Genomic DNA, 25,976 nt, shown 5'->3' on the forward strand with positions numbered 1-25,976 from the left:
TCAGGCCTCCTTCTGCAGCAAATGGATCAGGTAATCCCGAAGCACGACCGCATGGTTGTGGTCGCGGTCATGGCTGGCCGTCAGCAGCGTCACCGGCCCCTTGCGGCACAGATCCACAACCGGATCCAGGGCGTCCGGGGACCGGGCAAGCTCGGCGCGGTAACGCTCGCCGAACTCGGACCAGCGTGAGGGGTCGGCGTGAAACCATTTGCGCAGCTCGGTCGAAGGGGTTGCGTCCTTCGGCCAATCGTCCAACCGCAGGCTCGCCTTAGCGACGCCCCGCGGCCACAGCCTGTCCACCAGGATCGTCGCGCCGATCCGCACATCGGGCGGATCATAGACACGGGCGACATGGATCGGGAACAGAGTGCTCATCAGGGGCTCGACGGGACATCGCGTCCGACAAGTGTTTCAGGAATTTCCGCCCCCGTCACCCGTTTCCGACGCGGCAATTGCGCAATCAGCGGGCGGCGACCAGGTCGCCCTTCAGCCGGCTTTCTTCCAGCATCCCCAGCTCTTCCAGGATGGGATAGGCGACCGAGGCGATATGCGCGTTGACCCGCTTCAGATCGCGCAGAATGTCCAGGTGGATCGTGCTCGTCTCCAGCGTTTCGGCGCGCCCGATCCGCATGCGGGCCATGTGGCAATCGGCCGACTGCGCCTCGATCCGCCGGCTTTCGACCTTGCGGGCCACCAGCCTTCGCGCCAGCGCCGCATCGCGCGACAGAAAAATCGCCTGGGCCATGCGCAGGTTTTCCTGAGTATGCAGAAAGAAGGCCGAAATCTCTGCCTGTCCCTCGGCGGAAAAGGTCAGCTTCTTGCGAAGCTTCTTGGTCGCGATCTCGGCGATCCCGCCCTCGACGATGTCGCCGACATGCTCAAGGTTGATGGCATAGGAGACGATCTCGGTCGCCCGTCGCGCCTCTGCCTCGTCCAGTTCGCCCCGGCTCAGCCGCGCGACATACAGTTTGACCGACTCGGTCAGGCGGTCGACCTGCTCCTCAAGTCGGGACACTTCGGCAATCGGCGCCTCGTCCGCATCCCGCAACGAAGCGACGGTGCGGCCCAACATCTCGTCGACAAGATCGCCAAGCCGCAGTGTTTCCCGCGCGGCGACGGCCAGCGCCATCTCGGGCATGGGCAGCAAGGCATCGTCCAGATGAGTCTTCGCCTCGGGGCTGTCAACGGGGTCGGGGACCAGCTGCGCCGCCAGATGCGCAACGGGGGAAAGGCAGGGCAGGAAGAGCAGCAGCAAAGCAAGGTTGAAGGCCACATGCGCCCCGACCACGAAACTGGCGGGCGCGGGAAGCAGCTGCCCCAAGCCATCGGATATCGGCCCCGCAAGGATCAACACCAGAAGCGCGCCGAACGCCCGCACCATCAGGTTCGCCAGGGTCAGGCGCTCGGCAGCCGCACCCTCGGCCCGGACGGCAAGCCAAGGCGGAACAGCGCCGCCCAGGTTGGCCCCCGCCACCAGCCACAGCGCCAGTTCCGGACCGACGACACCCGCCCCCGCCAGCAGCATGACCAGCACCACCACCGCCAGGCTGGATGATCCAAGGATGGCCAGACCGGCGGCAAGCAGCAGCGCAAAGACCGGCGCGTCGCCAAGCCCCGACAGGATCGCCGCAACCGTCGGAGAGTCGCGCAACGGTTCGGTCACATGGCCCAGAAGTTGCAGGGCCAACAGCATGAAGCCAAGGCCAAGCACGGCCCGACCCAGGTTCCGGCTGCGGTTCCCCCGCGACAGGTTGTGGGTCAGCACGCCCAGAAAGATCGCCGCGCTGCCGATCCAATGGACGTCCGCCGACAGCACCAGCGTGACGATCGCCGTGCCCAGATTGGCCCCCAGCATCATCGCCTGCCCCATTCGCGGCTGCACGATGCCCCGTCCCGCGAAGGACCCGATGATGACCGCTGTCGCCGTGCTGGATTGCAGGCCCAGCGTCGCGACAAACCCCCAGAAGGCCGCGGCGACACGGTTTCCGGCGCCCCGAGCAAGCCATTGTCGCAGCACCGCGCCATAGGCGCGCAGGACGCCCGTCTTGATCATGCGCAACCCCCACAGCAGCAGCGCCGCGGCACCCAGAAGGTCAATCAGCTGAATGGTCGAATTCACGGGCCGCTCCCTTATCCGGCGGTAGCCTCTGCATCGCAGATTGACAGTTGTTGCACAGCAGTGCAAGTTTGTCGCAAGAAAGTGCAACAGGATTTTGCAGCCCATTGCCTCGGCTTGCTTTTCCGCTGCATGTCCTGAATGAACGTCGTAGGATCCGGCGACAGATCGCACGCAGGCAAGGCGCTCCGCAGGACCGCGATATGAGGTGACCGTGGCGAAAGCAAAGCTCAGACCCAAGAAGTCCTCGGTCAGCGCCAGCAAGGTGGCCGAGGTCGCGGGCGTGTCTCGTTCGGCCGTGTCGCGCACCTTCACTGACGGCGCCAGCGTCTCGCCCGAGACACGGGCCAAGGTGCTGGCTGCGGCCGAAAAGCTGGGCTACCACGTCAACCATCTTGCGCGCGGCCTGATCCACCACCGCTCGGGCATCGTCTGCCTGATCGTGGCCGAGATGCAGACCCCCTTTCAGGCAAGCTTTGTCGAGGCCGCGACCCGCAGCCTGCAGGACAAGGGCAAGGTGGTCATGGTCCTGAACACGGCCGGCAAGCCTGCGAATGTCGAGGCCGCCCTGCGCCAGACGCTGAATTATCGCGCCGAAGCGACCGTTGTCGTTTCGGGCGCGCCGCCGCGATCCCTTGTCGAAACCTGTATCGAGAATGGCCAGCGCGTCATCCTGATCAACCGCAACGATGCGATCGAAGGCCCGCAATTCGTCATGATCGAGAACGAGGCCGCGGCGACCGAGGCCTGTTTCATCCTGCGCCGCGCCGGTTGCACTCGGCTGGCGGTGGTCAGCTCGACCGCTGGCACGCCCAGCATCGTCGCGCGAGAGACCGCCTTCGTCGACGCGGCGCAGGCCGCGGGAATCGAGGTTCTGGTAAACCGCGCCGGGCCGACCGGCTATGCCTCGGGGGCGGAAAGCGCGCGCCAGCTGCTTGCAGGCGCGAACCGGCCGGACGGGGTCTTCTGCGTGACCGACCTGCTGGCACTTGGCTTTCTTGACGCCGCCCGGATCGAATTCCGCCTGCGCATCCCCGAGGATCTGTGCGTCATGGGCTTTGACGACATCGCTGCGGCAGGCTGGCTTGGCTATGACCTGACCACCTTCCGCCAACCCATCGCCGAGATCGCGGACCACATCGCCGGGATGCTTGAAGACGAAGACGGCGGCCCTGCGCAAATGCATTTCCCGGCGCGCGTCGTCTGGCGCAGAACCGTGCGCCCCTGACCTTCAATTCCCGCTGATCGAAAGATCGCGCAAATCCAGCGTGAAATCTCCATTCGGAAGCCGACCCAGATAACCGCGCATGATCCGCAGAAAGGCGACCAGTCGCGATGAAAGGCCGTCATCTGCAAACTCGGGCAGATTGGCGCAAAGATGGCGATAGAACTCCAACCGGTCCGGCGCGACATAGGCCATGCCCAGCGTGCCGCCCTTGCGCAGGCGATACCAGTCCTCGACCAGATGGCGCAGGCTGAAATCCGGCACCTGCCCCAATGAAAGCCCCAGCAGCGTCACGAGGTCGGGGATGCGGCGGTTCGACACGAACTCTGCCATGTCCACCTGCCATTCACGCGGCAGATAGCGGCCGTGGACCAGTTCAACCAGATGGCGGTCAAGAAAGCTGCCGTGATCGGGTGCGCAGGATGCGGGCGGTGCCGGATGGCCGGCCAGCCCCGCCTCGGCCAGATAGGCGGCAAAAGCCAGGTCATGACCCGGCACCTTGACCAAAGGCAAACTGCGGATCCTGACCTGCGCGCCGTCAAGATCTGCAATCTTCATCGCCGGGCAGAACCCGACCGGACTGGGCACGGAGATGTTGAAGAACCCCTGCCCCTGCCCGATATGACGCGCGGTGTCGTTGACATGCAGGTGTCCCGAGAAATGCAGCGGCACGCCGGTCGAGGCGAAGCTGATGGCAACTTCGGGCGGTGGCACACGGCGGGCCAGTCCGGTCGGGCCAAAGGCCTGCATCTCGTCCTCTCCGGTGCCGGCCAAAACGTCCAGCACCGGGTAATGCGAAAACGCGACCAATTGCTTGCCGAGCCGTGCCGCCCGCGCGGCGACATCGCGCATCCAGGGCAGCAGATGCGCGCGATGGCGCAGGACAGCGGGCCAGCCCGCTCCGGTCGGATCGCGGAAACTGGCCGCGTCGGCCATGTCGGTCACCCCATTCCGCGGCGCGCAGACATTGCTGTCGATCGACAGGACCCAAAGCCCCTCGGCCGGCTCAATCAGGTAAGAGGCGTCGATCATCCGCACAGTCACGCGGCCATCAGGGCTGGAGACAGGATATTCCCGCGCCTGCCAGGAAGGATCGGTGCCAAATGGACATTCCCAGTGCAGGTCCGCGGGTTCGGGGCGATAGCCCAAGCCCTGCATAAGAGCCAGCGCGTCATGGGTGCCCAGCGTCGCGGCCTCGGGGCAATCGGCGCTACGCAACAGCACGGGCGCTCCGTCCACCGCCAAAAAGGTCTTCTCCTGCGGGCGTCCACGGATTGCGAATAGATCGTGGTTCCCGGGGGTCGCCAGTACGCGAAGCCCGTGGCGCTGCCTGAATTCCCCGATCAGCGACAGCGCCGCCGCGATGTTCGGCGCCTGCCCGTCATCGGTCAGGTCGCCCACCAGCAAGACAAGCCCTGCCCCCTCGGCCACCGCGCGTTCCAGCGCGGCGCGAAAGGCGGGCAGGCTTTCGTTGAAGACACGGGTCGAGGCTGCGGTGTCGCCAAAGCTGCGAATGGCGCCGCCAAGCCTTGTTCCGGATGGGGCCCAGCCACAATCGTGCACATGCGGGTCGGCAATGACCGCGACACGGATCACGCCGGGATCTCTTCCTTGGCGCGCGCGGCCTCGACCAGTCCTACCCAGTGGGCGGTGCGTTCGGCCGCCGCAATCAGCATCGGCTTCGGCGTCTCGTGCCACTCGTCAGGATGCAGATCCCGCCTGACGCGGACATGGTCGATCGCGGCGGCAAGGGTCGGAAACTCGGTCGGCAGATGCAGGTGCAGGAACAGCGCCGCCAGGACGACCGAGCGCGAGCGCCCCGCCCGGCAGTTCACCAGAACGTTGCCGCGTTCGCGCAACGGGTAGCTGGCCTTTTCCGGCATCACCTGCTCCAGCGCACCGCGCAACTGGTAATAGCCCGCCAGCATCATCGTATCGGGATTGCCCGGCCCGTCCACGATCCCCAGCTTGTAATAGCGGATCAGCGCCGGGCCGTATCCGACGCGGCTGTCATGCGACACCTCGTCGGGGGTCGCGACATAGTTGAAGTCCAGGTTGACCGCGCAATTCAGCACAGTGCTGATGCCGTTCGCGCGCAGCAGTGGCACGTCCGAGGCCCCTTCGCGCCCGCCAACATAAAGATCGACACCATAGCCCGGCAGGTTCTCATAAACCGGGCTGATCGGCGGGCGGTCATAGCGTGCAGTGGGTTTCATGCGGTCCTCAGCAGTTTGTCATCGCCTTGCGCCAGCAGATCGGGCCCTGCCAGCAGGGGAATGCCCGTCGCATGGGACAGGATGCCGCCGACATGGGGATTGGCGGCAAGCACCGGAGCCCCTTGCGTCAGCCCACCCAAGGACAGGAACGGGCCGGTGACGCCGCCCGCTTCGCGCACAAGCAGCAGTCCGGCAAGGCAATCCCATGAATTCATGTGCAATTCGGCATAGCCCTCGCTGCGGCCATCGGCGACATAGGCCAGCCCCAGCGCTCCGCAGGCCGCACGGCGCACATTGCTGCCCGCATCGAAAAGCGCCGACACCGCCGCAATATAGTCCGAGGTCGGTCGTCTGTTCGACCAGCCCATCTCGAAGGATGTGCCCGTGATGTCGGCCGTCGCGGAGACGCGGATCGGCTTGCCGTTCATCTGCGCCCCGCCCCCAAGGCGCGCGAAATAGACCTCGCCCAGCACCGGGTTCGCGATCGCCCCCAATTGCACCTGGTCATTTGCGACGAAGGCGATCGAGATACAGAAATGCGGGATGACGCGGGCGAAATTCGCTGTCCCGTCGATCGGGTCCACGACCCAGGCCTGACTGCCGGGCTTGCCGCCGGTTTCCTCGCCCAGAAAGCCATCCTCGGGAAAGGCTTCGGTGATCCGACCGCGGATATGCGCCTCGACCCGACCATCGGTCTCGGTCAGGTAGTCCTGCGGCCCCTTCATCCCGATGGGCCGCCCGGATTGCTGCGAGAACCCCTCTTGCGCCAGCGCCCCCGCGGTTCGGACAAGGTCCATCAGGAACGCCTCGCGGCGGTCGATCGCTTCGGTGTCAAGTGTCATGCGTACATCCTTCGCTGACATCGTCATGTCCAGTTTTGCACAGCAGTGCAATCAAAATCGGAATGCTGGCGCGGCGCGGGTCCGGACCCTCAGGCTTGCCGCGCCACGGCCTCATCTTCCCGCTGCCGCGAGATCTCCCGCGCGATTCCCTGCAGCGTCGGATAATCCGCCCCGCCCCGCAGCGCGAGATACCCGGGATGGTGATGGGCGGGTGCGCCAGCCGGGCATTTGCCCAGGGCATAGGGCAGGTATCGCCCGCCCGCCTGCTCGACAATCAGCATTCCGGCGGTGACGTCCCAGGGATTTGCGCCGAACCCCATGGCGGCATCGACCCAGCCCGCCGCGACATGGGCCAATGACAGCGCCGCACTGCCGGGCCTGCGCAATGTCGCCACGGTCTCGACCATGCGGCCAAAGCGTTGCAGGGACAGATCCTTTCCATCCAGCCTGAAATCCCGCGTCACAGGATAGCCGCAGACCAGCGTCGCGTTTTCTTCAGCGGCAGCCCCGGCAGAGCGCAGCGGCTTGCCATTCAGCCACGCCCCTTCGGCCGAGGCGCAGAACAGGTTGTCGGCCACCGGGTCAAAGATCGCCCCGGCCACCACCTTGCCGCCAACCACCGCACCAACCGAGACGCACCAGAACGCGATGCCGCTGGCGAAGTTCGAGGTACCGTCGATCGGATCAACGAACCACCCGACCCTGCCCGTCCCGGTCGAGCCGCCTTCTTCACCGATGAACGTGGAATCGGGCACCTCGCGAAAGATCAGATCGCGGATCATCGCCTCGGCGCGGCGGTCATGCTCCGTCACCAGGTCGTGGCGGTCGCGTTTGAAATCGACACGCATGTCGCCGCGAAAGGCGGCCAGAAGGTCCGGCCCCGGCAGGCGCGCGGCGGCAATGGCGGTGCGAAGTATCTGGTCGGTCATCTTGCATCCTGTCGAGAGTAAGGCGGGCCGCTTGCGCGCCCCGCCGCTGCGCATAAGGGGTCAGCGCGTGTAATGGACGCGCCAGAAATCCTGCCAGTCCTGCCGCCGGTCCCAATCGTCCAGTCCCGAACTGGCGTCATAGGCGAAAAGCGCCTCGGCATGATCTGCCAGGCCGGAAGGCTCGTCCTCGGGCAGCTTGATCGCAGTGCTGGTCGGCATCTTGCCGTCCCGCATCTGCGGCATGATGCCTTCTTCGGTCAGGATATAATGGATGAACAACCGGGCCGCGTTCGGGCTGTCTGTGCCCGACGCGATCAGGCCCAGCTTGGTATAGGTCCAGCCCGGCCAGGGATCCATGCCCGCGCAAAGCCCAAGCTGATAGCCCTTGTCCGCGTTGTCGCGGAACTTGGCGGAACTCAGCAGGCCCATGAAAGGCGCCTCCTGCCCCGCGGCACCCACCGCTTCCGAGATCCGGTCATCGCCATCGGCCATCAGCGGCGCGTTCGCCCCCATTGCCGCCAGCCACGCCGCCGCGGCCGAGGGTTGGTCGCTTTCCAGCGGCTTGCCATATTGCGCCTGATAGGCGGCGCGCAGCGGCTCGTCTCCATAGGTCGCCATCTGGTTGAACCAGTCCGTATAGGTCCCCTTGGTCAGCGGATCGATCAGGGCAACCTTGCCCTTCCATTCCGACTCGGTCAGTTGCCAGATGTTGGTGACAGGGCATTCCGGGTATTTCCCGGTATTATACGCCCAGACATTGGCATTGGTCGAAATCGCAAGAGGATTGCGATAGCGCGCGGGGATAGTCTCCTCAAGATCGGGCGGCACCCAGCTTTCCAGCACCCCGGTCGGCAGAAGCTGCGCGATGGCGGCGGGCGTATCGGTCAGAAGCGCGACATCGCCCTGCACATTTCCAGCCTGCGCCTCGCGGATCAGCATCTCAAGCTGGCTGTTGGCGCTGACCTTCTGCCCGGTGGCCTGCACCCCGTATTTCGCGGTGAAGGCCTCGGCCATGTCGACGATCTTGCCGGTGCTGTCATAGATGGTGATCGGCGGTTCGGCCTTGGCCGCCTTGATCATCGCATCAAGGTTGAACTCCTGCCCCAGCACGGGCGTCGCCAGCAGGGCCGCGACAATCGAAATCCGAATTATCGTCATATTCCACCCCCCTTACCGTTTATAGTTCAGGCGCCACAGGTCTTGCCAATCCTGCCGCGTGTCCCAATCCTCGACCCCGGTCGAGGGGTCATAGGGCAGCACCTTGTCCAAATGCGCGCCCACACCGGACGGCTCATCGGCGGGCAGTCCCACGGTCTTGTTCGAGGAAAGCTTGCCATCCTCAGCCTGCGGGGCGATCCCCTCGGCCGTCATGGCGTAATGGACGAACAGCTTCGCAGCATTCGGGCTGTCGGTGCCCTTGACGATCAGCCCCACCGTCGCATTGGAAAAGCCGATGATCGGGTCCACGCCGTCGCACAGGCCCAGCGTAAAGCCCGCCCCGTCATTGTCGCGGAACTTCGCAGCCGAGACGAGGCCGACGAACGGCTGGGTCTGCCCCGGCGCAGCGACGGCTTCGGCCGCGGCGCTGTCGGAATCGGTCAGCAGCGGCCCGTTCGCGGCCAGCGCGGCAACAAAGGCTTCGGTCGCGCTGGCGGCTGCGGCGTCCAGCTTTTTACCGTATTTCGCCTCATAAGCGGCGGCGATCCGGTCGTCGGCATGGCTGCGCATCTGGTTGAACCAATCCGTATAGGACGGCTTCCCCAGCGGATCCTGCATCGAGACCTTGCCCTTCCACTCCGGTTCGGTCAGTTGCCAGATGTTGGTGATCGGGCATTTGTCGAACAGCTTGGTATTATAGGTCAGGACGTTCGGGCTGGACACGATCAGCAGCGGGTTCTGCGCCTCGGGCGAAATGTCGGCGGCCAGATCGGGCGGCAGCCAGCTTTCCGCGAAATCGCCCGGCAAAAGCTGCCCCATCGCAGCGGGCACGTCCGAGATGAAGGACACGTCCGTCTGGACATTGCCCGACTGCACCTCCCGGATGATGGTTTCCAGTTGTGCGGTCGCCTTGGTCTTGGTTCCCGTGGCTTGCAACCCGTATTTCGCCGCAAAAGCGTCGGCCATCTCGGTGATCTTGCCTGTGCTGTCATAGACGGTCAGCGGCGGTTCGGCCTTGGCCGCCTCGATCAAGGCGTTCAGATCGAAATCGGCCGCCCTGCCGGACCCGACGCCCAGACCCGCTGTCAGGGCCAGAGCGGAAATCAGGAATGTCTTCACCTCTTGTCCTCCCTCTTTATCGTCGGCGGAACCCCTGCCCTCCCCGGCCGGGGGCCGCCGCGTTCAACGCTTCAACTCGGTCATCCAGAGATCCTGCCAGTCTTGCCGCCGGTCCAGGTCCGAGGCCGAACTGGCCGTGTCCCAGATCATCAGCTCGTCCAGGTGCCCGCCAACGCCCGAAGCCTCTGCCGCAGGCAGGCCGATGCGCGGATCGGCGGGAACCTTGCCATCCACGCTTTGGGCCGCAATGCCTTCATCGGTCAGCAGGTAATGCACGAAAAGCCGGGCAGTGTTCGGCGCGGGGGTGTTCTTGGCGATGACGCCAAGGCCGGGATAAAGCCAGCCGCTGAATGGCTGCATTCCCGCGCAGATCGCAAGCTTGTACCCCTTGTCCTTGTTGTCCCGGAATTTCGCGGTCGAGAGTATGCCGAAGAAGGGTTTCTCCTGCCCCGGCGCGCCAATCGCATCCGCCACGCCCGAACTGTCCGAAACCAGCGGGCCGTTGGCGGCGAAGGCCGTGACCCAGGCCTTGGCCGCACTTTCGCCCTGGAACGGCTTGCCGAAATGCGCCTGATAGGCCGCGGCCATCTCGGCTTCGTGGTGTTTGGCCAACTGGTTGAACCAATCGGCATAGAAGGGCTTTTCCAACGGATCCATGATGGCGACCCGCCGGCTCCATTCCGGCTCGGTCAGTTCCCATACGTTCTGGACCGGGCAGGTCTCGCCCGCTTCGGCGTTATAGGCCCAGACATGCGGATCACTGACCACGACCAGCGGATCGCGCGCCGCGTCCGTCAGGTTCGGGGCAATATCCGGCGGCACCCAGCTTTCGACCACCCCGCGCGACATCAGGTCCGAGGCGATCACCGCCACATCCGATGCAAGCGAAACCGACCCAGTCACCGCACCCGCCTGATGTTCGCGGATCAGCAGGTCCACCTGACCGGCCTCGTTCACCTTCTTGCCGGTGACGTTCAGCCCGTATTTCGCGTTGAATGCCGCAACGGTGTCGACGATCTTGCCGGTCACGGCATAGACCGTGGTCGGCGGCTCTGACCTTGCCGCGGTGACCAAGGCCTGCAGATCAAAATCCTGCGCTTGGGCCGCACCCGCTGCCAATGCGATCATCAGCGCAAGCGCGCCCTGCTGTCTCATCCCGGCTTTCCTTGATCTCATCATGCCTTGCGCACCACCTGGACCCCGCCTTCGGCACGGGACAGCGCTTCATCCGCAGCTCCCATCCGCTGCCCATCCTTGTCGAACACGTGCAGCGCCGTCGGCCGGGCATAAAGCCAGACCGTTTCGCCCCCGGTCAGCGTGGGGCAGGCGGTAGTCGTCAGGAAAATCACGCGACCCTCGACCTTCAGCTCGATGATCCAGCTGCCGCCCGTGGGCAGAATGCCCGTCACTTCGGCCATATGGGCGAAGCTGCCTTGGGGCACGGCACCTTCCGACGAGGCAAGCATCAGCGCCTCGGGGCGCAGGCCGACCGATCCGACCTGCCCGGCATCACCCAGACGCGGGCGCAGCCAATCCTGCGCGGCGCGGTCCAGCGCGTGGCCGCCGCCCATCTCGATGATGTTGATGGGCGGGCTGCCGACGAATTCCGCGACAAAGCGGTTTGCCGGGCGGTCATAGATATCATGGGGCCTGCCAAGTTGCTGCAAGGTGCCCTCATTCATTACCCCGATCGAGGTCGCCAGCGTCATCGCCTCCCACTGGTCATGGGTCACGAAGACGATGGTGGTGTGAAATTCCGCATGGATCCGCTTCAGCTCGGCCCGCATTTCAAGGCGCAGCCGCGCATCCAGGTTGGACAGCGGCTCGTCCAGCAGCAGGACTTGCGGGTTCACCGCCAACATCCGCGCCAGTGCCACGCGCTGCTGCTGGCCACCCGACAATTGGCTGGGATAGCGGTCGCGGTATTTCTCGATATCCAGCGCCTTCATGACCTTGGCCACGCGCTCTTCACGCTCGGCCCGCGGCACCTTCCGCAGGCGCAGGCCGAAATCCGTGTTCCGCTCGATCGTCAGGTGCGGCCATAATGCATAGGACTGAAACACCAGCCCCATGCCACGCTTTTCAGGGCCGACGAACTTGCCCTGCGCAGGGCTGTCGATCACCTGCTCGCCGATGCGGATGTCGCCGCCGGTCAGGTGCTCCAAGCCTGCAATCATGCGCAAGGTCGTTGTCTTGCCGCAGCCCGATGGACCAAGCAGGCACATGAATTCGCCGTCGCCGATATGCAGGTTCAGGTCGCTGACCGCCTTCGGTCCGCTGCCGCCATAGGATTTCTGCACATTGCTGAGAATGATGTCGGGCATCAGTTTCCAAGTCCTTCGGCAAGATTGGTGCGGGTCAGCTTCTGCGCCAGCAGTGTTCCGCCATAGGCGAGCCCCGCGATGATCAGCACGACCGCATTCGCCGCCTGGGTATAGTTGTAATCGACCAGCCGCAGCGAGAAGGTGGTCAGCACGTCAGTCGCGGGCACCGCAAGGATGACGAACAACGAAAGCCCCTTGATCCCCGAGATGAAGGGCAGCAGCACCCCCGTGACCAAAGACCCCTTCTGGATCGGGATCACGACCCAGATCATGCGCCGGAACCAGCCCGCGCCCACAACCTGGGCCGCCTCCTCGGGGTCCTTGCCCAGTTGCATCATCGCCGAGATCCCGGCGCGCGACGCATAGGGCATCTGGTCGGCCATCAGCGCGAGGATCAGGATGATCGAGGTGCCGTAAAGCGCCGGAACCGGGCCGCGTGCCACCGCGAACAGCGACAGATAGGCCGCAGCAAACGCGATCCCCGGCACCAGATAAGGCATGAACGTCACCTGTCGCAGAAAGATCGCAAGCGGGCGGAAGGTGGTGCGGACCACGACATAGCCCGTCAGGATCCCCAGCACACCCGAGCAGACCGAGGCAGTGCCAACGATCCAGATCGTGTTCCATGCCGCCTGCCACAGGTCGGGGCTGAAGAGGATACCTGTGCGCATGGCGACAGTCGGCAGATCCTGCCCGATCCAGAAATCCAGCGTGAAGTTCGACCAGGCGAAGTTGCCGGGTTGGCGCATGACCGTGGACAGCGCCAGCGTCAGCAGCGGCAGGCAGACCGAGACCATGAAGATCGCCCCTGCAAAGCCCGTGGCAGGCAGGCGCCACCCCCGAAGTTGCGAGACACGGTTCATCGAACCCTTCGAGCCGACGGTGACGAAGCGCCGCGCCTCTCGCGCAAGATAGGCGTCGACCAGGATCGCGATCATCCCGATCAGCATGATCGCCCCCGCCAGAACCCCGGCGACCCCGGTCTGACGCGACCCGATCGAGCGATAGAGCGACGTCGCCAGCACGTCGAACTTGACCGGCAGGCCAAGGACATAGGGCACACCGAACTCGCCAAGGCATTTCGCAAAGATCAGGACGATGGCCGACATCAGCGCGGGCCGCATCAGCGGCAGGATCACCTGCCAGGCCACGGTTCGCCCCGACGCGCCCAGGATCCGCGCCGAATCCTCAAGCTGGCTGTCGAAGCGCTTCAGGGCCGAGCCGAACAGCAGGATCACGAAAGGCGTGTAATGCAGTGCCAGGATGATCGTGATCGGAACCTGTCCATAGGCCAGCCAGTCCGGCGGCGAAAGGCCCATGCTTTCCAGCCAGCCCGGCTGGCCGCCGATGGTGCGGTTCTTGAACAGCGTGGTCCAGGCCAGCGCAAAGGTCCAGGCGGGCAGCATATAGGGAACGATCAACGCAGTCGCGAACCAGCGCCGCCCCAGCAGGTCGGTGCGCGCAATCAGCCAGGCCAGGATGCCCCCGACCGTCACGGAAACAAGGATCGCCCCGAAGCCGACCTTCAGCGTATTCATCAGCGGTCGCCAGAACAGGTCATGCGCCACCGGCGATGCAAACGCGCGATGAAGGTAGTACAGCGTAAAGCTGCCCATCTCGCCCTTGACCCGGCGTTCATCGCCAAACTGTACGGTGGCCGCGTCCGACAGGATCGACAGGATCGGCACGACGATCAGATACAGAAACAGCGCCGCCATCAGGATACCGATCAATGTGGTCGGATCCCGCAGCGCGAGCTTCAGCCGATAGCGGAGCTGGCGGCCGCTACGTGACGCGGCGACTTCGGAATCAGCCGGATACATGCGCGTGTCCCGGCGTTGTCCTGACATGGACAACTGCGCTCGCAATTCCCTGCAAGTCGATCCCCCCTTAATCAATCCTCCAGGCCGTCCCCACGGCCCGCGCCCCGACATGCAGTGATGTCCGCGGCGCTCCTTGCATTCAGGATTGCGGCGGGATCGCGCGCTGTCAACAAATTATTGCACTCGTGTGCATCAATTCGCTCAAATCGCAAGGAACCATAAAGCAGCCATCGCCCGGTGGTGGCGAATGATCATTGCCGGCAGGCAGGCCACATAAGGATTTTCAAATGCGGGTTTCGGGATTACTCAGCGGGAATCGCATGGATTCGCTTTGATCCGGGTCACGGATGCGTTCAAGAAAGACTGTCTTCGCAAGCGGATGATGCGGCCGCCGCGACTGCACAGGATTGCATAAATTCTTTGAACGAGCAGATCACTGGGCCCCTTTGCGGGGCGAACGCCTCGGCCGTCATTGGCGCGGGCGACCCATCGCCGTGAGGAAGGACAGTGTGCAGCGGAATCGCTTCAAGCCAAACGCAAAGGAGCGCCATTGCAGCGCTCCTCGCAAGTCTTGCATGTCACTTGTCAGAACGAGATCGAGCCTTTCGCGCCGCTCTCAAGCTGATAGGCGATTTGCGTCTGGCCAGGGGTGAATACCTCCTGGCGATAGTTGGCGTTGCTGTAGATCGCGGTTCCCCGATCGCCATTGTCGCAGGTGACGGGAAGCTCCAGGCTTGGCTGTTTGGACGCGGCATAGGCCTTCTGGTCGAAAAGGGCCGTACAGGTAAAGCCCTTGCGCGAAGTCATGGTGATCTGGTGGCCACCATCCCCAGGTGCGACAACCATACGCGCCGTCATCGGCGTTCCGTCCTCGTTGGTGGCAGTGCTGGTATCGCTGCAGGCTCCCGCAAGCAGGGCCAGTGCAACGACTCCAATAATCCGCTTCATTCCGACCTCCTGATTAACCCCCCTATTTCGTTGCAGATTTCAGGGATTCGGGCAAGCTTTCCGAACGAGCGTCACATACCGTCCAATTTGCGTCGGACAGATTTGCCACTTGCCCGATTGCCATAATCAAGACTGACGACACGCAACAACGCGCCAAAGCCAAAAATGAATATAACCGATTGAATTTATTGGCGGACCCGGAAGGGCTCGAACCCTCAACCTTGGACTTAGAAGGTCCCTGCTCTATCCAGTTGAGCTACGGGTCCGCACGGGGCGCTTCATGGCAAAGCCCGGCGCCTTAATCAACAGTTCATTCGCCCGATGACAGGGTCAGGGTCATGTAGACGCTGTTCGGGTCCAGCCGATAGTCGCCGAAGGGTCCGCATTCCACAAAACCGGCACGCTCATAAAGCTTGCGCGCGGGCAGGAAACTGGCCTGCGTCCCGGTCTCAAGGCTAAGCCGCGTCAATCCGGCGGATCTCGCATGGCCGATCAACTCGTCCAGCAAAAGCCGGGCCAGGCCGCGACCACGCACCTCATCCAGAACATGCATGGACTTGATTTCGCCATGATCCACGTTCATCCGCTTGACCGCGCCCATGCCGATGGCGCGGTCCGCTTCGCGCAGGACGAAGAAGTCGATTTCCGGATGCACCAGCGCCTCGCGCGGCATCATGTGGATTGATTCCGGCGGCGTGTCGGCATGCATGTCGCGCGTATGGCGCTGGAACAGCAGCTCCAGATCCTCGGTCAGCGGGCTTTCCCGCCGAAGACACATGGTCTGGTCGCGATCGCTTGTCTGACTCATCCTGACGGACTCCCATTGTTGAATCGGGCTTATCAAAGCCGGATCGCGGGCAGAAGGGGCCAGTTGCAGCACCACCCAAAGATATCGAAAAAATAAGGACATCCGCGGCCCACCCCGGCAACCGGACGAAAGAACTTCCGCGCCCCGCGCTTGGCCAAGGAACAGCGATCCGCCAAGACGCGCAGACCGGAACTTCCTTCGCCCCCCGCCACCGGTTGGGCACGGCGCACCGCTTGCCGCATCGAAAGGTCAAAGCTACCTCTGGGCGGAATTTCGGAGGTGCCATGTCGATCGTCATAGAAAACATGACCAAAAGCTTCGGCGGAACATCCGTTCTGCGCGGGATCGACCTGACAGTCGACTCGGGCGAGCTTGTCGCCCTGCTGGGACCTTCCGGATCGGGCAAGACCACGCTTCTGAAAATCATCGCCGGGCTGGAATGGCCCAATGCAGGCGGGCTGGTGGTCAATGGCAGCGATTGGCTGGGCCTTGCCGCGCAGGACCGCCGCATCGGGTTTGTCTTCCAGCATTACGCGCTGTTTCCCCATATGAGCGTGCGCGACAATATCGCGTTCGGCCTGACCGTCCGCCCGCGGGTGGAACGCCCGGGCAAGGCGGTCATTGCGGCAAGGGTCGACGAGCTGCTGCAATTCCTGCAGATCGCGCATCTTGCCGACCGATTTCCGGGCCAGCTATCCGGCGGTCAAAGGCAGCGGGTCGCCTTGGGTCGGGCGCTGGCGATCGAACCCACGGTGCTGCTTCTGGATGAGCCCTTCGGCGCGCTTGACGCGGCCGTGCGCCGCGATCTGCGCGCGTGGCTGCGGCGCGTTCATGAAGAAACGGGATCGACCACGATCTTCGTCACCCATGACCAGGAAGAGGCATTCGAACTGGCCGACCGGGTCGTCGTGATGGGCGATGGGCGGATCGAACAGATCGGCGACGCCGACCAGATCCACGATCATCCCGCCACGCCTTTCGTCGCCCGCTTCATGGGTGCGACGATCGAATTGCCCGTGCAGATGCATTCCGGCCGGGCCGAGGCATCGGGGCTGGATACCAGCCGCCTGCCCCGCCGCGCTCTGCCCGACGGCCCGGCAACGCTGTTCTTGCGTCCGACCGAAATCGTCCCGGTGGCCGATCCCGGCGGGCGCTGGCAGGTGGTCCGCTGCGCCAGCAATGGCGCAGTCCTGCGTATCGAGTTGAGCGACGATGCCGCGACCGTTCACGTCGACCTGCCCCGCCGCGCGCCCGAGGCGCAGGGGCTGGCGGTCGGAACCCGCGCCAACCTGCGCCCCGAGGCGGGCGCGATCTTTTCCGACCGGCGCGCGCCGGTCCCGGTGCAAAGCCGGCAACAAGAATTCCCCCGCAAGGAGAAGTCCCTATGATCCCGAAACTTCGCTTCGCCGCGCTGGCCCTGCTTCTGGGCACAACCCCCGCCCTCGCGCAGGACAAGATCCTGAACGTCAGCTATGACGTCGCGCGCGAGCTGTTCGAGGCGCTGAACCCCGAATTCCAGGCGCATTGGAAGGAAAAAAGCGGCCGCGAGGTCACCATCGACCAGAGCCACGCCGGTTCCTCGAAACAGGCCCGCGCCATTCTTGAGGGGCTTCCGGCCGACGTGGTGACCTTCAACCAGGAAACCGACATCGATGCGCTGGCCAAGGGTGGCATGGTCGCTGAAAACTGGCGCGACGCATTCCCGAACGGTGCCTCGCCCTATTACTCGCTGCCGTCCTTCCTGGTGCGCAAGGGCAACCCCAAGGGGATCAAGGATTGGTCGGACCTGGCGCGCGAGGACGTGAAGCCGGTGTTCCCGAACCCCAAGACCAGCGGCAACGGTCGTTACACCTATCTTGCGGCCTATGCCTATGCGCTGGCGCAGGATGGCGGCGACGATGCGAAGGCACAGGAATTCGTCGGCAAGATCTTCGCCAACGTCCCGGTCTTCGACACCGGCGGGCGCGCCGCGACCCAGACCTTTGCCGAGCGCGAGATCGGCGACGTTCTGGTCACCTTCGAGGCCGAGACCAAAGGCATCGCCAAGCAATATGCCGATCAGGGTTATGAGGTCGTCACTCCCTCGCTCAGCCTGTTCGCCGCCTTCCCGATCGCGCTTGTCACCGAGAATGCGGAAAAGAACGGCTCGCTTGAGGTCTCGACCGAATATCTGAACTGGCTCTACACTCCCGAAGCGCAGGAGACCCTGGCCGAGAACAGCTATCGCGTCACCGACAAGGACGTGTTTGCCAAGCACGCCGGCGAATTCGACGACGTGAAGCTGGTGACGGTGGACGAGGTTTTCGGCGGCTGGGACAAGGTCCAGTCCGAGCATCTGGCCGATGGCGGCATCCTCGACAAGGTCTTCGTCAACAGATGAGCCAGCGCGCACCCATCCGTGCGAAACGTGTCCTGCCGGGGTTCTCGCTGAGCCTCGGCACGACGCTGCTTTATGTCGCGCTTGTCATCATGCTGCCGGTGGTCGCATTGGTCCTGAAGGGGGCCGAGATCGGACCCGCGCAGTTCTGGTCCATCGTCACCGCCCCGCGCACGCTGGCCGCGCTGCGCGTCACCGTGACCGCCGCGGCGGTGGCGACGCTGTTCAATGCGCTTTACGGGCTGCTGATGGCATGGGTGCTGACGCGCTATGACTTCCCCGGCAAACGTATCCTTGACGCGCTGATGGACGTGCCCTTTGCCCTTCCCACCGCCGTCGCGGGCATCTCTCTGACCGCGCTTTATTCCGCCAATGGCTGGTTCGGGGGCACCCTGCATTCGGCCGGGATCGAGGTCGTCTATACGCTGGGCGGTGTGATGCTGGCGATGGCTTTCACCTCGACGCCTTTTGTCGTCCGCGCGATCCAACCGGTGCTGGAGGATCTTGACCCGGCACTGGAACAAGCCGCGATGACGCTGGGGGCAAGACCCTTCGCGATCTTCCGCCGGGTGATCCTGCCCGCGATCCTGCCCGCCTGGCTGGCCGGATCGACGGTCGCCTTCGCCCGGTCCTTGGGCGAATTCGGCGCGGTGGTCTTTATCGCAGGAAACCTGCCCTTCAAGACCGAGATCGCGGCCTTGCTGGCCTTCATCCGGCTTGAGGAATACGACTATCAGGGTGCGGCCGCGATCGCACTTGTGCTGCTGGCATTGGCCCTGCTGCTGCTTGTCGTGTCGAACCTGCTGCAATTCCGCGCGGCCCGCCATCTGGAGGTCGGGTCATGACCACCCGGACGCTGACCATGCCCGCAAGCCAAAGCCGCACCGCACCGCGCCTGCTGATCGCGCTGGCCTTCGTCTTGACCGCGATCTTCGTGGTGGCGCCGCTGGCCTTTATCTTCTGGCGCGCCTTTGCCGAGGGCTGGGCAACCTATATCGCGAATATCCGCGATCCGTTGACGCTTCATGCCATCGGGCTGACCGCGCTGGTCGCGGTGATCGTGGTTCCGGTCAATATAGCCTTCGGCATGGCCGCCGCCTGGCTGATCGCCCGCTTCCGGTTTCCGGGGCGGCGGCTGCTGCTGACATTGATCGAGATCCCGTTCTCGATCTCTCCGATCATCGCGGGGATCTGCTACCTGCTGCTTTACGGGCGGCAGGGACTGCTTGGCCCCTGGCTGGCCGCACATAATCTGAAGGTCATGTTCGCCCTGCCCGGCATCCTGCTGGTCACCATGTTCGTCACCGCCCCTTTCGTTGCGCGCGAGGTTCTGCCGCTGATGCAGGCGCAGGGGTCCGAACAGGAACAGGCGGCCGTCACCTTGGGCGCTCGCGGCTGGCAGGTGTTTTCCCGCGTCACCCTGCCCAATATCCGCTGGGCGCTGCTTTACGGCGCAGTTCTGTGCACGGCGCGAGCGGTGGGCGAATTCGGCGGAGTCTCGGTGGTGTCGGGCTCCATCCGGGGCCAGACCAATACCCTGCCGCTGCAGATCGAGCTTATGTTCAACGACCTGAACACGACCGGAGCCTTTGCCGCAGCGTCGACGCTGACGGTCATCGCGCTGGTCGTCCTTGTCACCAAAGCTGCGCTGGAAAGCCGCAGGTGAAGCACCGCAAGTTGCAGTATTGTCAGTGGACTTGATCCCGGACCCCGCCTAGGCTGATGCCATGGACGCCGCATTGAAAGACAAACCCAGCAGCTGCCCCGAATTGCCGAAGCCCCGCAGCTTCTGGCAACGGATCGCAGATCGCCTTGCGGCGATCGTCGGGGCGCGCCGTCCGGCATCTCCCCCGGAAAGGTCGGTGGCATTCACCATCGCCGTGATCGCGCTTGGCGCAAAGCTGGCCAAGGCAGACGGCGCCGTCGCCCGGTCCGAGGTCGCGGCATTCCGCCGTGTTTTCATCATCCCTCGGGCCGAGGAAAAGAATGCAGCCCGCGTCTTTGATCTGGCACGGCAGGACGTCGCCGGCTTCGATTCCTGGGCGCGGCGTATTGCCGCAATGTTTGGCCCGGGTGATCCTGTGCTTGCCGACGTGATCGAGGGGCTGTTCATCATCGCGGTCGCCGATGGCGACCTGCATGAAGCCGAAATCATCTTCATCGACGAGGTCGCGCGGATCTTCGGCCTCGCGCCCGCGCAAGTCGCCGCCATCCGCGTGCGCTATGACCGTCGCCGGGGCTGCCCCTCGTGCGAGGTACTGGGCATCGCCCCCGACACCCCATTGCCCGAGGCGCGCAAGCGCTGGCGGGATCTTGTGCGTGAATCCCATCCCGACCGCGCCATCGCCCGCGGCCTGCCGCCCGAGGCGATCCGCCTGGCCGAGGCAAGGACGCGCGCCCTGAACGAGGCTTGGGACGCCTTCCGCAACATGCAGGAATTGCGTCCGGCCTGACAGGCGGTCACCGGCCGCAAGGCCGCTGATCCTTCGATCAAGGAGAAAACCGATGCAACGTCTTGCTGCAGTCTTGCTCGTCTCGGGTCTGGCCATCGGTCCGGTCGCCGCCCAGTCGACCTTTGAGCCGCCGCCGGCCGACGAAAACCATCAGGGCGACGTGGAAAGCCAGATCGAGGATGGCCTGAACGGCTTCATGGACAAGCTGCTGGACAAGGTCCAGCCGCATCTGGACCAGCTTGGCCGCGACCTGAACGACACCGTAAACAGCTTCGGACCGGTCTTTGACGAACTGGGCGATCTGATGGATGACGTCGGAAACTATCAAACGCCCGAGCGTCTGGAGAATGGCGACATCCTGATCCGACGCCGCGCGGACGCCCCGCCGCCTCCGCCGATCGGGGACACGCTGCGCGATTTTCTGAACCCAAATTCCCCGTCCAGCGACGGGCAGGCTCAGCCCCGACAGCCGGAAGCTGCGCCAAGCGAGCCGCCTCCCTCGGATATCCCGGAACCCCTGCCCGACCAGAACGGCACCGAGATCGAGCTTTAGGGCGCGAAGCTTTCGATCCAATCGACCAGTCGCGGCAGGCTTTGCGTTTGCAGGTCATAGCCTTCGGCGATTGTCCGGCGCGCTGCAGCTCGAAGCCGGGCGGCTTCGGGATCACCCGCCAGTCCACGGACCAACGCCGACACCAGTGCCTCTTGGTCGAAAAAGGGAACCAGCCGCCCATTTTCTCCGTCCGTGACCAGTTCACGCACGGGTTCGGTGTCGGAAGCGACGATATAGCACCCCGCCGCCATCGCTTCGGTCAGTGACCAGCTTAGCACGAAGGGATAGGTCAGATAGCAATGCACCCGACTTATCCGCAGCAAGGAAAGATATTGCTGGTAAGGCACGCGTCCCAGGAAATGGATGCGGTCAAGGTCCAGCCGACCGTCCAGTTCGGCCAGCATCTTGTCCTTCCAACTGGCGGCATCGCGCGGCTGGCTGCCATAGCTGACACCATCGCCCCCGACCAGCACGACCTGTGCCTGCGGCCGCGCGGCCAACACGTCAGGTAGCGCGCGCATCAGCCGGTGAAAGCCGCGATACGGCTCAAGCGAGCGGGAAACATAGCTCAGCACTGCATCCGCCGCGGTCAGCACCCGGCCGTCGGGCAATTCCAGTCGGGCCTCGGGATCGGGGCGGACCTTTTCGCAATCAATGCCGTCATGGATCACGGTCAGCTTCTGACGCAGCTCGGGCGGAAACGAGTTGGCCTGATAGGCGGTCGGCGCCAAGCCCCCATCGGCCTGCACCAATCCCTGGATCAAATGGGCCGAGCGGGTGATCGCGAATGCGCGCGCATCGTCGGTATCCGGGTTGATTTCGGGATCGAAACCGACATCGTGCCCGCGCGTGCGATACAGAAGCTCGGCATAGACCAGCAGCCTCGCCTGCGGCCAGATTTCGCGCAGGAACAGCGTCTCACCCCAGCCGCTATGCCCAAAGATCAGATCGGGCGTATAGCCGTGACGATCGCGCAAAGCGCGGCAGCCCCGCGCCGCCAACCACCCCCGCCCGGCATGTTCCGCATAGGCGCGCGCCAGTCCGCTTGGCGGCTTTTCCGCCGGCGGGGCCTTGTAACGGACGGTGCGCACCGGCGAGGCCCGCTTGTTCTGTTCGTCCGTCAACGCCAGGACCTCATGCCCGCGCGCGACCAGCGCAGGGGCCAGATGCAGGAACTGGCCGGGGAAATTCTGATGGACGAGCAGAATTTTCATCTGCGCTGGTCAAGGAATGCCGCGTCGATCAACCGCCGGGTATAGTCACTTTCCGGGGCTTCGAACACGGCATCGGTCGATCCATGTTCAACCACCTCGCCCGCACGCATCACCATGATCTGGTGGGACATCGCGCGAACGACGCGCAGATCGTGGCTGATGAACAGAAAGGCCAGCCCATGGCGCCGCTGGAGCCTGCGCAAAAGCTCGATGATCTGGACCTGGACGGTCATGTCCAGCGCACTGGTCGGTTCGTCCAGCACCACCAGCTTGGGGTTCAGGATCATGGCACGCGCGATCGCGATCCGCTGTCGCTGTCCGCCGCTGAATTCATGCGGATAGCGATGCATGGTCGCGGGGTCCAACCCCACCTCTCGCATGATCTCGTCCACCATGTCGCGGCGGTTCCGGCCCGGCTCGACCCCGTGAACGCCCAGACCTTCCGAGATGATCTGCTCGACCGTCATGCGCGGAGAGAGGCTGCCAAAGGGATCCTGGAACACGATCTGCATGTCCCGGCGCAGCGCGCGCAGCGGCCGCCCCGACAGATGCGAGATATCACGCCCCAGATAGGCAATACTGCCCTCGCTTTCGATCAGCCGCATGATCGCCAGTGCAAGCGTCGTCTTGCCCGAACCGGATTCGCCGACGATGCCCAGCGTTTCCCCCGCCCGGACCGCAAGCGTTGCCCCGTTCACTGCCTTCACATGGCCAATGGTGCGGCGCAGAAACCCGCGCTGGATCGGAAACCAGATCTTCAGATCCTGGGTCGAGACCACCTCTGGCGCGTCAGAGGGAACAGGATCCGCACGACCCTGCGGTTCTGCGGCCAACAGCATCCGGGTATATTCGTGCTGCGGATCGGCAAAAATCGCCTCGACCGGACCTTGCTCGACAACCTCGCCGCCCTTCATCACGCAGACGCGGTCGGCAATGCGGCGCACCAATCCCAGATCATGGCTGATGAACAGCATCGACAGCCCTTCGGCTGCCTTCAACTCGGCCAGAAGATCCATGATCTGGGCCTGGATGGTCACGTCGAGTGCGGTGGTCGGCTCATCCGCGATCAGAAGTTCGGGGCCGTTGGCCAGCGCCATCGCGATCATCACGCGCTGCCGCTGCCCGCCCGACAACTGGTGCGGATAGTCCGCCAGCCGCGTTTCAGGATCACGGATGCCGACGCGGGTCAGCAGTTCAACAATACGCGCCCGCGCCGCATCCCCATGCAAGCCCTGATGCAGCGCAAGACTTTCGGCAAGCTGGCGTTCCAGCGTGTGAAGCGGGTTCAGCGAAGTCATCGGCTCTTGAAAAATGAAGCTGATGTCATTGCCCCGCACGCGGCGAAGTTCGGCCTCGGACGCGCCGACAAGCTCCTTGCCAAGGTAATGGACCGAGCCGGAAAGCTGCGCGGCATCGCCCAGCAGGCCGACGGTCGACAGCGCCGTGACCGACTTGCCCGAGCCGGATTCCCCGACCAGCGCCACCGTTTCTCCCTTTCCCACGGTGAAGCTGACCCCGCGAACAGCGGGGACTAGCTTGCCATCCTGCCGAAACCCGATCCGCAGGTCCGAGACTTCAAGAACCGGCGTCATCGAAAGGTCTTCCTTGGATCGAAGGCGTCGCGGATGCCTTCGAAGATGAAGACCAGCAGCGACAGCATGATGGCAAACGAGAAGAAGGCGGTGAAGCCCAGCCAGGGTGCTTGCAGGTTCTGCTTGGCCTGCAATGCCAGCTCCCCCAGCGAGGGAGCCGAGGTTGGCAGCCCGTAACCCAGGTAGTCCAGTGCGGCGAGCGACGAGATCGTGCCGGTCACCACAAAGGGCAGCATCGTCAGGGTCGCCACCATCGCGTTGGGCAGGATGTGGCGGAACATGATCTTGCGGTCGCTGACGCCAAGGGCGCGGGCCGCGCGGACATATTCGAAGTTCCGCGCCCTCAGGAACTCGGCCCGGACGACGCCGACCAGCGCCGGCCAGCCAAACAGGATCGAGACGAAGACCAGCAGCCAGAAGCTGCGCCCCAGAATAGCGAACAGGATGATAATAACGTAAAGAGAGGGGGTTGATCCCCATATCTCAAGCAATCTCTGAAGGACCAGATCGGTGCGCCCGCCGAAATAACCCTGGACCGCGCCGGCGGCGATGCCGATCGTGGAACCGACGATGGTGACGATCAGCGTGAAGAGGATCGACAGGCGGAAACCATAGATGACCCGCGCCAGCACATCGCGCGAGGTGTCATCCGTGCCCAGCAGGTGCTGGCTGTCGGGTGCGCTGGGGGCAGTGCCCACGTTGTTGATGGTGCGATAGTGGTAGGGGATCGGCGGCCATAGCATCCAGCCCTGCTGCACCTTTTCGCCAGCGACCATACCGGTCTCGGCCGCTTCCTTCTGGACCGCATCGGGATCGTCCCAGCACTCCTCTCGTCCGCCGGTACGGATCAGGCATTGCACACCGGGGTCGGAATAGATCGCCTCGGTCCCGAAATCACCGCCAAAGGCCGTCTCGGGGTAGAAGCGATAGGCGGGGAAATACCAGCCGCCCTTGAAGTTTACGACGATCGGCCGATCATTGGCGATCAGTTCCGCAAACAACGACGCCACGAACAGGATGGTGAAGACCACCAGCGACCAGAAGGCGCGCTTGTTGCGGCGGAAATTCCGCAGACGGCGCCGGTTAAGTTCGGTCATCGCCATCAGCCGGCCCTTTTCTCGAAGTCGATGCGGGGGTCGACCAGCACATACATCAAATCCGACAGGATCCCGACCAGAAGCCCCAGCAGGCCAAAGACATAAAGCGTGCCGAAAATGACCGGGTAATCGCGTTGAACCGCCGCCTCGAAGCCAAGCCGCCCCAGCCCGTCAAGCGAGAAGATCGTCTCGATCAGAATGCTGGAACCGAAAAACACACCCAGGAACATCGCCGGAAAACCCGCGATCACGATCAGCATGGCGTTGCGGAAGACATGGCCGTAAAGCACCTTGCGCTCGGTCAGGCCCTTGGCGCGGGCAGTCATCACGTATTGCTTGTTGATCTCGTCAAGGAAGCTGTTCTTGGTCAGCAGGGTCAGGGTGGCAAAGCTGGAAATCGTCGTCGCGATCACTGGCAGCGTGATGTGCCACAGATAGTCCTTGGCCTTACCAAACAGGCTCAGCTCAGAAAAATTGTCGCTGGTCAAACCTCTTAGCGGAAAGATCTGCCAATAGCTTCCCCCAGCGAAGACGACCATCAGTAGGACTGCGAACAGGAAGGCCGGGATCGCATAGCCGATGATGATCGCACCGCTGGTCCAGGTATCGAAGGGCGTGCCGTTCCTGACGGCCTTGCGGATACCAAGCGGGATCGAGATGCAATAGGCGATCAACGTCGACCACAGGCCCAGCGTGATCGAGACGGGCATCTTTTCCAGCACCAGGTCGATGACCGAGATCGAACGGAAGAAGCTGACCCCGAAATCGAAGCGCAGGTAATTGCCCAGCATGATCATGAAGCGTTTCGCCGCGCCGATCTTTTCCTTGTGGCAATCGGGCGATTTCAGGTCCGGCTCGCCCTGATGTTCGGCCGTGCAGGTGATCCGGGCGAAGCCCATCTGCACTTCAAGCTGGTCCAGCAGCTCGGGTGGGATACCCCGGGCGCCCGCATATTCGCTGGACTGGGCTTGCTGCGTATCGCCGCCCGCGCCCGCGATATTGCGGAACGCGTCGCCTTCGCCCTGGACGCGGGCGATCACCTGTTCGATCGGACCACCGGGAACGAACTGCGTCAAAGTGAAGTTGACCAGCATGATGCCGATCAGCGTTGGAATGATCAGCAGCAACCGCCGCAGAATATAGGCTGCCATCCTGCCCCGTCTCTAGTCTTGCCCGCTTGGC

At 63.9% G+C, this 25,976-nt stretch carries 24 protein-coding genes and 1 tRNA gene; 7 read left to right on the forward strand and 18 right to left on the reverse strand.

From position 1 onward, the window contains the following. Together RM190_RS18150 and RM190_RS18155 are read right to left on the reverse strand one after the other, a co-directional pair. Positions 1 to 375 (reverse strand): DUF488 domain-containing protein, encoded by a 375-nt coding sequence (locus tag RM190_RS18150; protein ID WP_311760876.1) that lies wholly within the window; start codon positions 373 to 375, stop codon positions 1 to 3. Positions 376 to 460: 85 nt separating this feature from the next. Then, a complete protein-coding gene (locus RM190_RS18155; protein ID WP_311760877.1) occupies positions 461 to 2,119 on the reverse strand; it encodes a Na/Pi cotransporter family protein in 1,659 nt (552 codons plus the stop codon). 211 nt (positions 2,120 to 2,330) lie between these two features. Here RM190_RS18155 and RM190_RS18160 point away from each other — a divergent pair, with 211 nt between their 5' ends. Next, positions 2,331 to 3,344: a LacI family DNA-binding transcriptional regulator gene (locus tag RM190_RS18160; protein WP_311760878.1), complete on the forward strand. Its 1,014-nt coding sequence runs from the start codon at positions 2,331 to 2,333 to the stop codon at positions 3,342 to 3,344. Between the two features lie 3 nt (positions 3,345 to 3,347). Here the strand turns inward: RM190_RS18160 and RM190_RS18165 are convergent, their stop codons facing one another. From RM190_RS18165 to RM190_RS18220, 12 genes are all read right to left on the reverse strand, one after another. Further along, a complete protein-coding gene (locus RM190_RS18165) occupies positions 3,348 to 4,937 on the reverse strand; it encodes a metallophosphoesterase family protein (protein ID WP_311760879.1) in 1,590 nt (529 codons plus the stop codon). Further along, positions 4,934 to 5,557, reverse strand: coding sequence for a dual specificity protein phosphatase family protein (locus RM190_RS18170; RefSeq protein WP_311760880.1), 624 nt, complete (start codon positions 5,555 to 5,557; stop codon positions 4,934 to 4,936). The genes RM190_RS18165 and RM190_RS18170 overlap by 4 nt, the downstream gene beginning before the upstream one ends. Next, entirely contained in the window at positions 5,554 to 6,399 is an 846-nt protein-coding gene (locus tag RM190_RS18175; protein WP_311760881.1) for an inositol monophosphatase family protein, read from the reverse strand. Before RM190_RS18175 ends, RM190_RS18170 begins: the two co-directional genes overlap by 4 nt. 89 nt (positions 6,400 to 6,488) lie before the next feature. After that, complete coding sequence (locus RM190_RS18180; protein WP_311760882.1) at positions 6,489 to 7,328, reverse strand: inositol monophosphatase family protein; 840 nt, start codon at positions 7,326 to 7,328, stop codon at positions 6,489 to 6,491. Positions 7,329 to 7,388: 60 nt separating this feature from the next. Then, positions 7,389 to 8,486, reverse strand: a complete 1,098-nt coding sequence (locus tag RM190_RS18185; RefSeq protein WP_311760883.1) for an ABC transporter substrate-binding protein — start codon at positions 8,484 to 8,486, stop codon at positions 7,389 to 7,391. A 12-nt stretch (positions 8,487 to 8,498) separates the two neighbouring features. Further along, positions 8,499 to 9,605 (reverse strand): ABC transporter substrate-binding protein, encoded by a 1,107-nt coding sequence (locus tag RM190_RS18190; RefSeq protein ID WP_311760884.1) that lies wholly within the window; start codon positions 9,603 to 9,605, stop codon positions 8,499 to 8,501. 63 nt (positions 9,606 to 9,668) lie between these two features. Beyond that, on the reverse strand, positions 9,669 to 10,760 hold the full coding sequence (locus RM190_RS18195; protein WP_311760885.1) for an ABC transporter substrate-binding protein: 1,092 nt from the start codon (positions 10,758 to 10,760) through the stop codon (positions 9,669 to 9,671). Between the two features lie 20 nt (positions 10,761 to 10,780). Then, positions 10,781 to 11,929: an ABC transporter ATP-binding protein gene (locus RM190_RS18200; RefSeq protein WP_311760886.1), complete on the reverse strand. Its 1,149-nt coding sequence runs from the start codon at positions 11,927 to 11,929 to the stop codon at positions 10,781 to 10,783. Further along, entirely contained in the window at positions 11,929 to 13,779 is a 1,851-nt protein-coding gene (locus RM190_RS18205; protein ID WP_311760887.1) for an ABC transporter permease, read from the reverse strand. The genes RM190_RS18200 and RM190_RS18205 overlap by 1 nt, the downstream gene beginning before the upstream one ends. A 558-nt stretch (positions 13,780 to 14,337) precedes the next feature. Continuing rightward, entirely contained in the window at positions 14,338 to 14,700 is a 363-nt protein-coding gene (locus RM190_RS18210; RefSeq protein WP_311760888.1) for a hypothetical protein, read from the reverse strand. A 189-nt stretch (positions 14,701 to 14,889) separates the two neighbouring features. After that, positions 14,890 to 14,966: transfer RNA gene (locus RM190_RS18215), tRNA-Arg, on the reverse strand. 44 nt (positions 14,967 to 15,010) lie between these two features. Continuing rightward, positions 15,011 to 15,508 (reverse strand): GNAT family N-acetyltransferase, encoded by a 498-nt coding sequence (locus RM190_RS18220; RefSeq protein ID WP_311760889.1) that lies wholly within the window; start codon positions 15,506 to 15,508, stop codon positions 15,011 to 15,013. A gap of 284 nt (positions 15,509 to 15,792) precedes the next feature. Between RM190_RS18220 and RM190_RS18225 the strand changes: the two genes are divergently transcribed. The 6 genes from RM190_RS18225 to RM190_RS18250 all read left to right on the forward strand — a co-directional run bounded on the left by RM190_RS18225 (position 15,793) and on the right by RM190_RS18250 (position 20,891). Continuing rightward, positions 15,793 to 16,896: a sulfate/molybdate ABC transporter ATP-binding protein gene (locus RM190_RS18225; protein WP_311760890.1), complete on the forward strand. Its 1,104-nt coding sequence runs from the start codon at positions 15,793 to 15,795 to the stop codon at positions 16,894 to 16,896. Further along, entirely contained in the window at positions 16,893 to 17,888 is a 996-nt protein-coding gene (locus RM190_RS18230) for a sulfate ABC transporter substrate-binding protein (protein WP_311760891.1), read from the forward strand. Before RM190_RS18225 ends, RM190_RS18230 begins: the two co-directional genes overlap by 4 nt. After that, the gene (gene cysT / locus RM190_RS18235) at positions 17,885 to 18,730 is read left to right on the forward strand and encodes a sulfate ABC transporter permease subunit CysT (RefSeq protein WP_311760892.1); all 846 of its coding nucleotides are present in this window, start codon (positions 17,885 to 17,887) and stop codon (positions 18,728 to 18,730) included. The genes RM190_RS18230 and cysT overlap by 4 nt, the downstream gene beginning before the upstream one ends. After that, positions 18,727 to 19,551 carry a sulfate ABC transporter permease subunit CysW gene (cysW, locus tag RM190_RS18240; protein WP_311760893.1) on the forward strand — a complete coding sequence of 275 codons (825 nt, stop codon included), beginning with the start codon at positions 18,727 to 18,729 and terminating at the stop codon, positions 19,549 to 19,551. The genes cysT and cysW overlap by 4 nt, the downstream gene beginning before the upstream one ends. A gap of 61 nt (positions 19,552 to 19,612) precedes the next feature. Then, a complete protein-coding gene (locus RM190_RS18245) occupies positions 19,613 to 20,338 on the forward strand; it encodes a TerB family tellurite resistance protein (protein ID WP_311760894.1) in 726 nt (241 codons plus the stop codon). Positions 20,339 to 20,390: 52 nt separating this feature from the next. Continuing rightward, positions 20,391 to 20,891: a hypothetical protein gene (locus RM190_RS18250; RefSeq protein WP_311760895.1), complete on the forward strand. Its 501-nt coding sequence runs from the start codon at positions 20,391 to 20,393 to the stop codon at positions 20,889 to 20,891. Here RM190_RS18250 and RM190_RS18255 read toward each other — a convergent pair. From RM190_RS18255 to RM190_RS18270, 4 genes are read right to left on the reverse strand one after another with little or no spacing between them, the layout of a single operon-like run. Beyond that, complete coding sequence (locus RM190_RS18255; protein WP_311760896.1) at positions 20,888 to 22,105, reverse strand: glycosyltransferase; 1,218 nt, start codon at positions 22,103 to 22,105, stop codon at positions 20,888 to 20,890. The genes RM190_RS18250 and RM190_RS18255 overlap by 4 nt on opposite strands. Next, positions 22,102 to 23,697: an ABC transporter ATP-binding protein gene (locus RM190_RS18260; RefSeq protein WP_311760897.1), complete on the reverse strand. Its 1,596-nt coding sequence runs from the start codon at positions 23,695 to 23,697 to the stop codon at positions 22,102 to 22,104. The genes RM190_RS18255 and RM190_RS18260 overlap by 4 nt, the downstream gene beginning before the upstream one ends. Next, positions 23,694 to 24,800: an ABC transporter permease gene (locus RM190_RS18265; RefSeq protein ID WP_311760898.1), complete on the reverse strand. Its 1,107-nt coding sequence runs from the start codon at positions 24,798 to 24,800 to the stop codon at positions 23,694 to 23,696. Before RM190_RS18265 ends, RM190_RS18260 begins: the two co-directional genes overlap by 4 nt. Then, entirely contained in the window at positions 24,800 to 25,945 is a 1,146-nt protein-coding gene (locus tag RM190_RS18270) for a microcin C ABC transporter permease YejB (protein ID WP_311760899.1), read from the reverse strand. The genes RM190_RS18265 and RM190_RS18270 overlap by 1 nt, the downstream gene beginning before the upstream one ends. Positions 25,946 to 25,976: the final 31 nt, after the last annotated feature.

It is taken from the genome of Paracoccus broussonetiae, from assembly GCF_031854425.1.
Lineage (GTDB): Bacteria > Pseudomonadota > Alphaproteobacteria > Rhodobacterales > Rhodobacteraceae > Paracoccus > Paracoccus broussonetiae.

Bases quoted from the DNA above. Each gene is read 5' to 3' on its own strand.
- RM190_RS18150 (WP_311760876.1), bottom strand. From the start codon at position 375: ATGAGCACTCTGTTCCCGATCCATGTCGCCCGTGTCTATGATCCGCCC.
- RM190_RS18170 (WP_311760880.1), bottom strand. From the start codon at position 5,557: ATGAAACCCACTGCACGCTATGACCGCCCGCCGATCAGCCCGGTTTAT.
- RM190_RS18175 (WP_311760881.1), bottom strand. From the start codon at position 6,399: ATGACACTTGACACCGAAGCGATCGACCGCCGCGAGGCGTTCCTGATG.
- RM190_RS18180 (WP_311760882.1), bottom strand. From the start codon at position 7,328: ATGACCGACCAGATACTTCGCACCGCCATTGCCGCCGCGCGCCTGCCG.
- RM190_RS18185 (WP_311760883.1), bottom strand. From the start codon at position 8,486: ATGACGATAATTCGGATTTCGATTGTCGCGGCCCTGCTGGCGACGCCC.
- RM190_RS18195 (WP_311760885.1), bottom strand. From the start codon at position 10,760: ATGAGACAGCAGGGCGCGCTTGCGCTGATGATCGCATTGGCAGCGGGT.
- RM190_RS18200 (WP_311760886.1), bottom strand. From the start codon at position 11,929: ATGCCCGACATCATTCTCAGCAATGTGCAGAAATCCTATGGCGGCAGC.
- RM190_RS18205 (WP_311760887.1), bottom strand. From the start codon at position 13,779: ATGTCAGGACAACGCCGGGACACGCGCATGTATCCGGCTGATTCCGAA.
- RM190_RS18210 (WP_311760888.1), bottom strand. From the start codon at position 14,700: ATGAAGCGGATTATTGGAGTCGTTGCACTGGCCCTGCTTGCGGGAGCC.
- RM190_RS18220 (WP_311760889.1), bottom strand. From the start codon at position 15,508: ATGAGTCAGACAAGCGATCGCGACCAGACCATGTGTCTTCGGCGGGAA.
- RM190_RS18225 (WP_311760890.1), top strand. From the start codon at position 15,793: ATGTCGATCGTCATAGAAAACATGACCAAAAGCTTCGGCGGAACATCC.
- RM190_RS18230 (WP_311760891.1), top strand. From the start codon at position 16,893: ATGATCCCGAAACTTCGCTTCGCCGCGCTGGCCCTGCTTCTGGGCACA.
- cysT (WP_311760892.1), top strand. From the start codon at position 17,885: ATGAGCCAGCGCGCACCCATCCGTGCGAAACGTGTCCTGCCGGGGTTC.
- cysW (WP_311760893.1), top strand. From the start codon at position 18,727: ATGACCACCCGGACGCTGACCATGCCCGCAAGCCAAAGCCGCACCGCA.
- RM190_RS18245 (WP_311760894.1), top strand. From the start codon at position 19,613: ATGGACGCCGCATTGAAAGACAAACCCAGCAGCTGCCCCGAATTGCCG.
- RM190_RS18250 (WP_311760895.1), top strand. From the start codon at position 20,391: ATGCAACGTCTTGCTGCAGTCTTGCTCGTCTCGGGTCTGGCCATCGGT.
- RM190_RS18255 (WP_311760896.1), bottom strand. From the start codon at position 22,105: ATGAAAATTCTGCTCGTCCATCAGAATTTCCCCGGCCAGTTCCTGCAT.
- RM190_RS18260 (WP_311760897.1), bottom strand. From the start codon at position 23,697: ATGACGCCGGTTCTTGAAGTCTCGGACCTGCGGATCGGGTTTCGGCAG.
- RM190_RS18265 (WP_311760898.1), bottom strand. From the start codon at position 24,800: ATGGCGATGACCGAACTTAACCGGCGCCGTCTGCGGAATTTCCGCCGC.
- RM190_RS18270 (WP_311760899.1), bottom strand. From the start codon at position 25,945: ATGGCAGCCTATATTCTGCGGCGGTTGCTGCTGATCATTCCAACGCTG.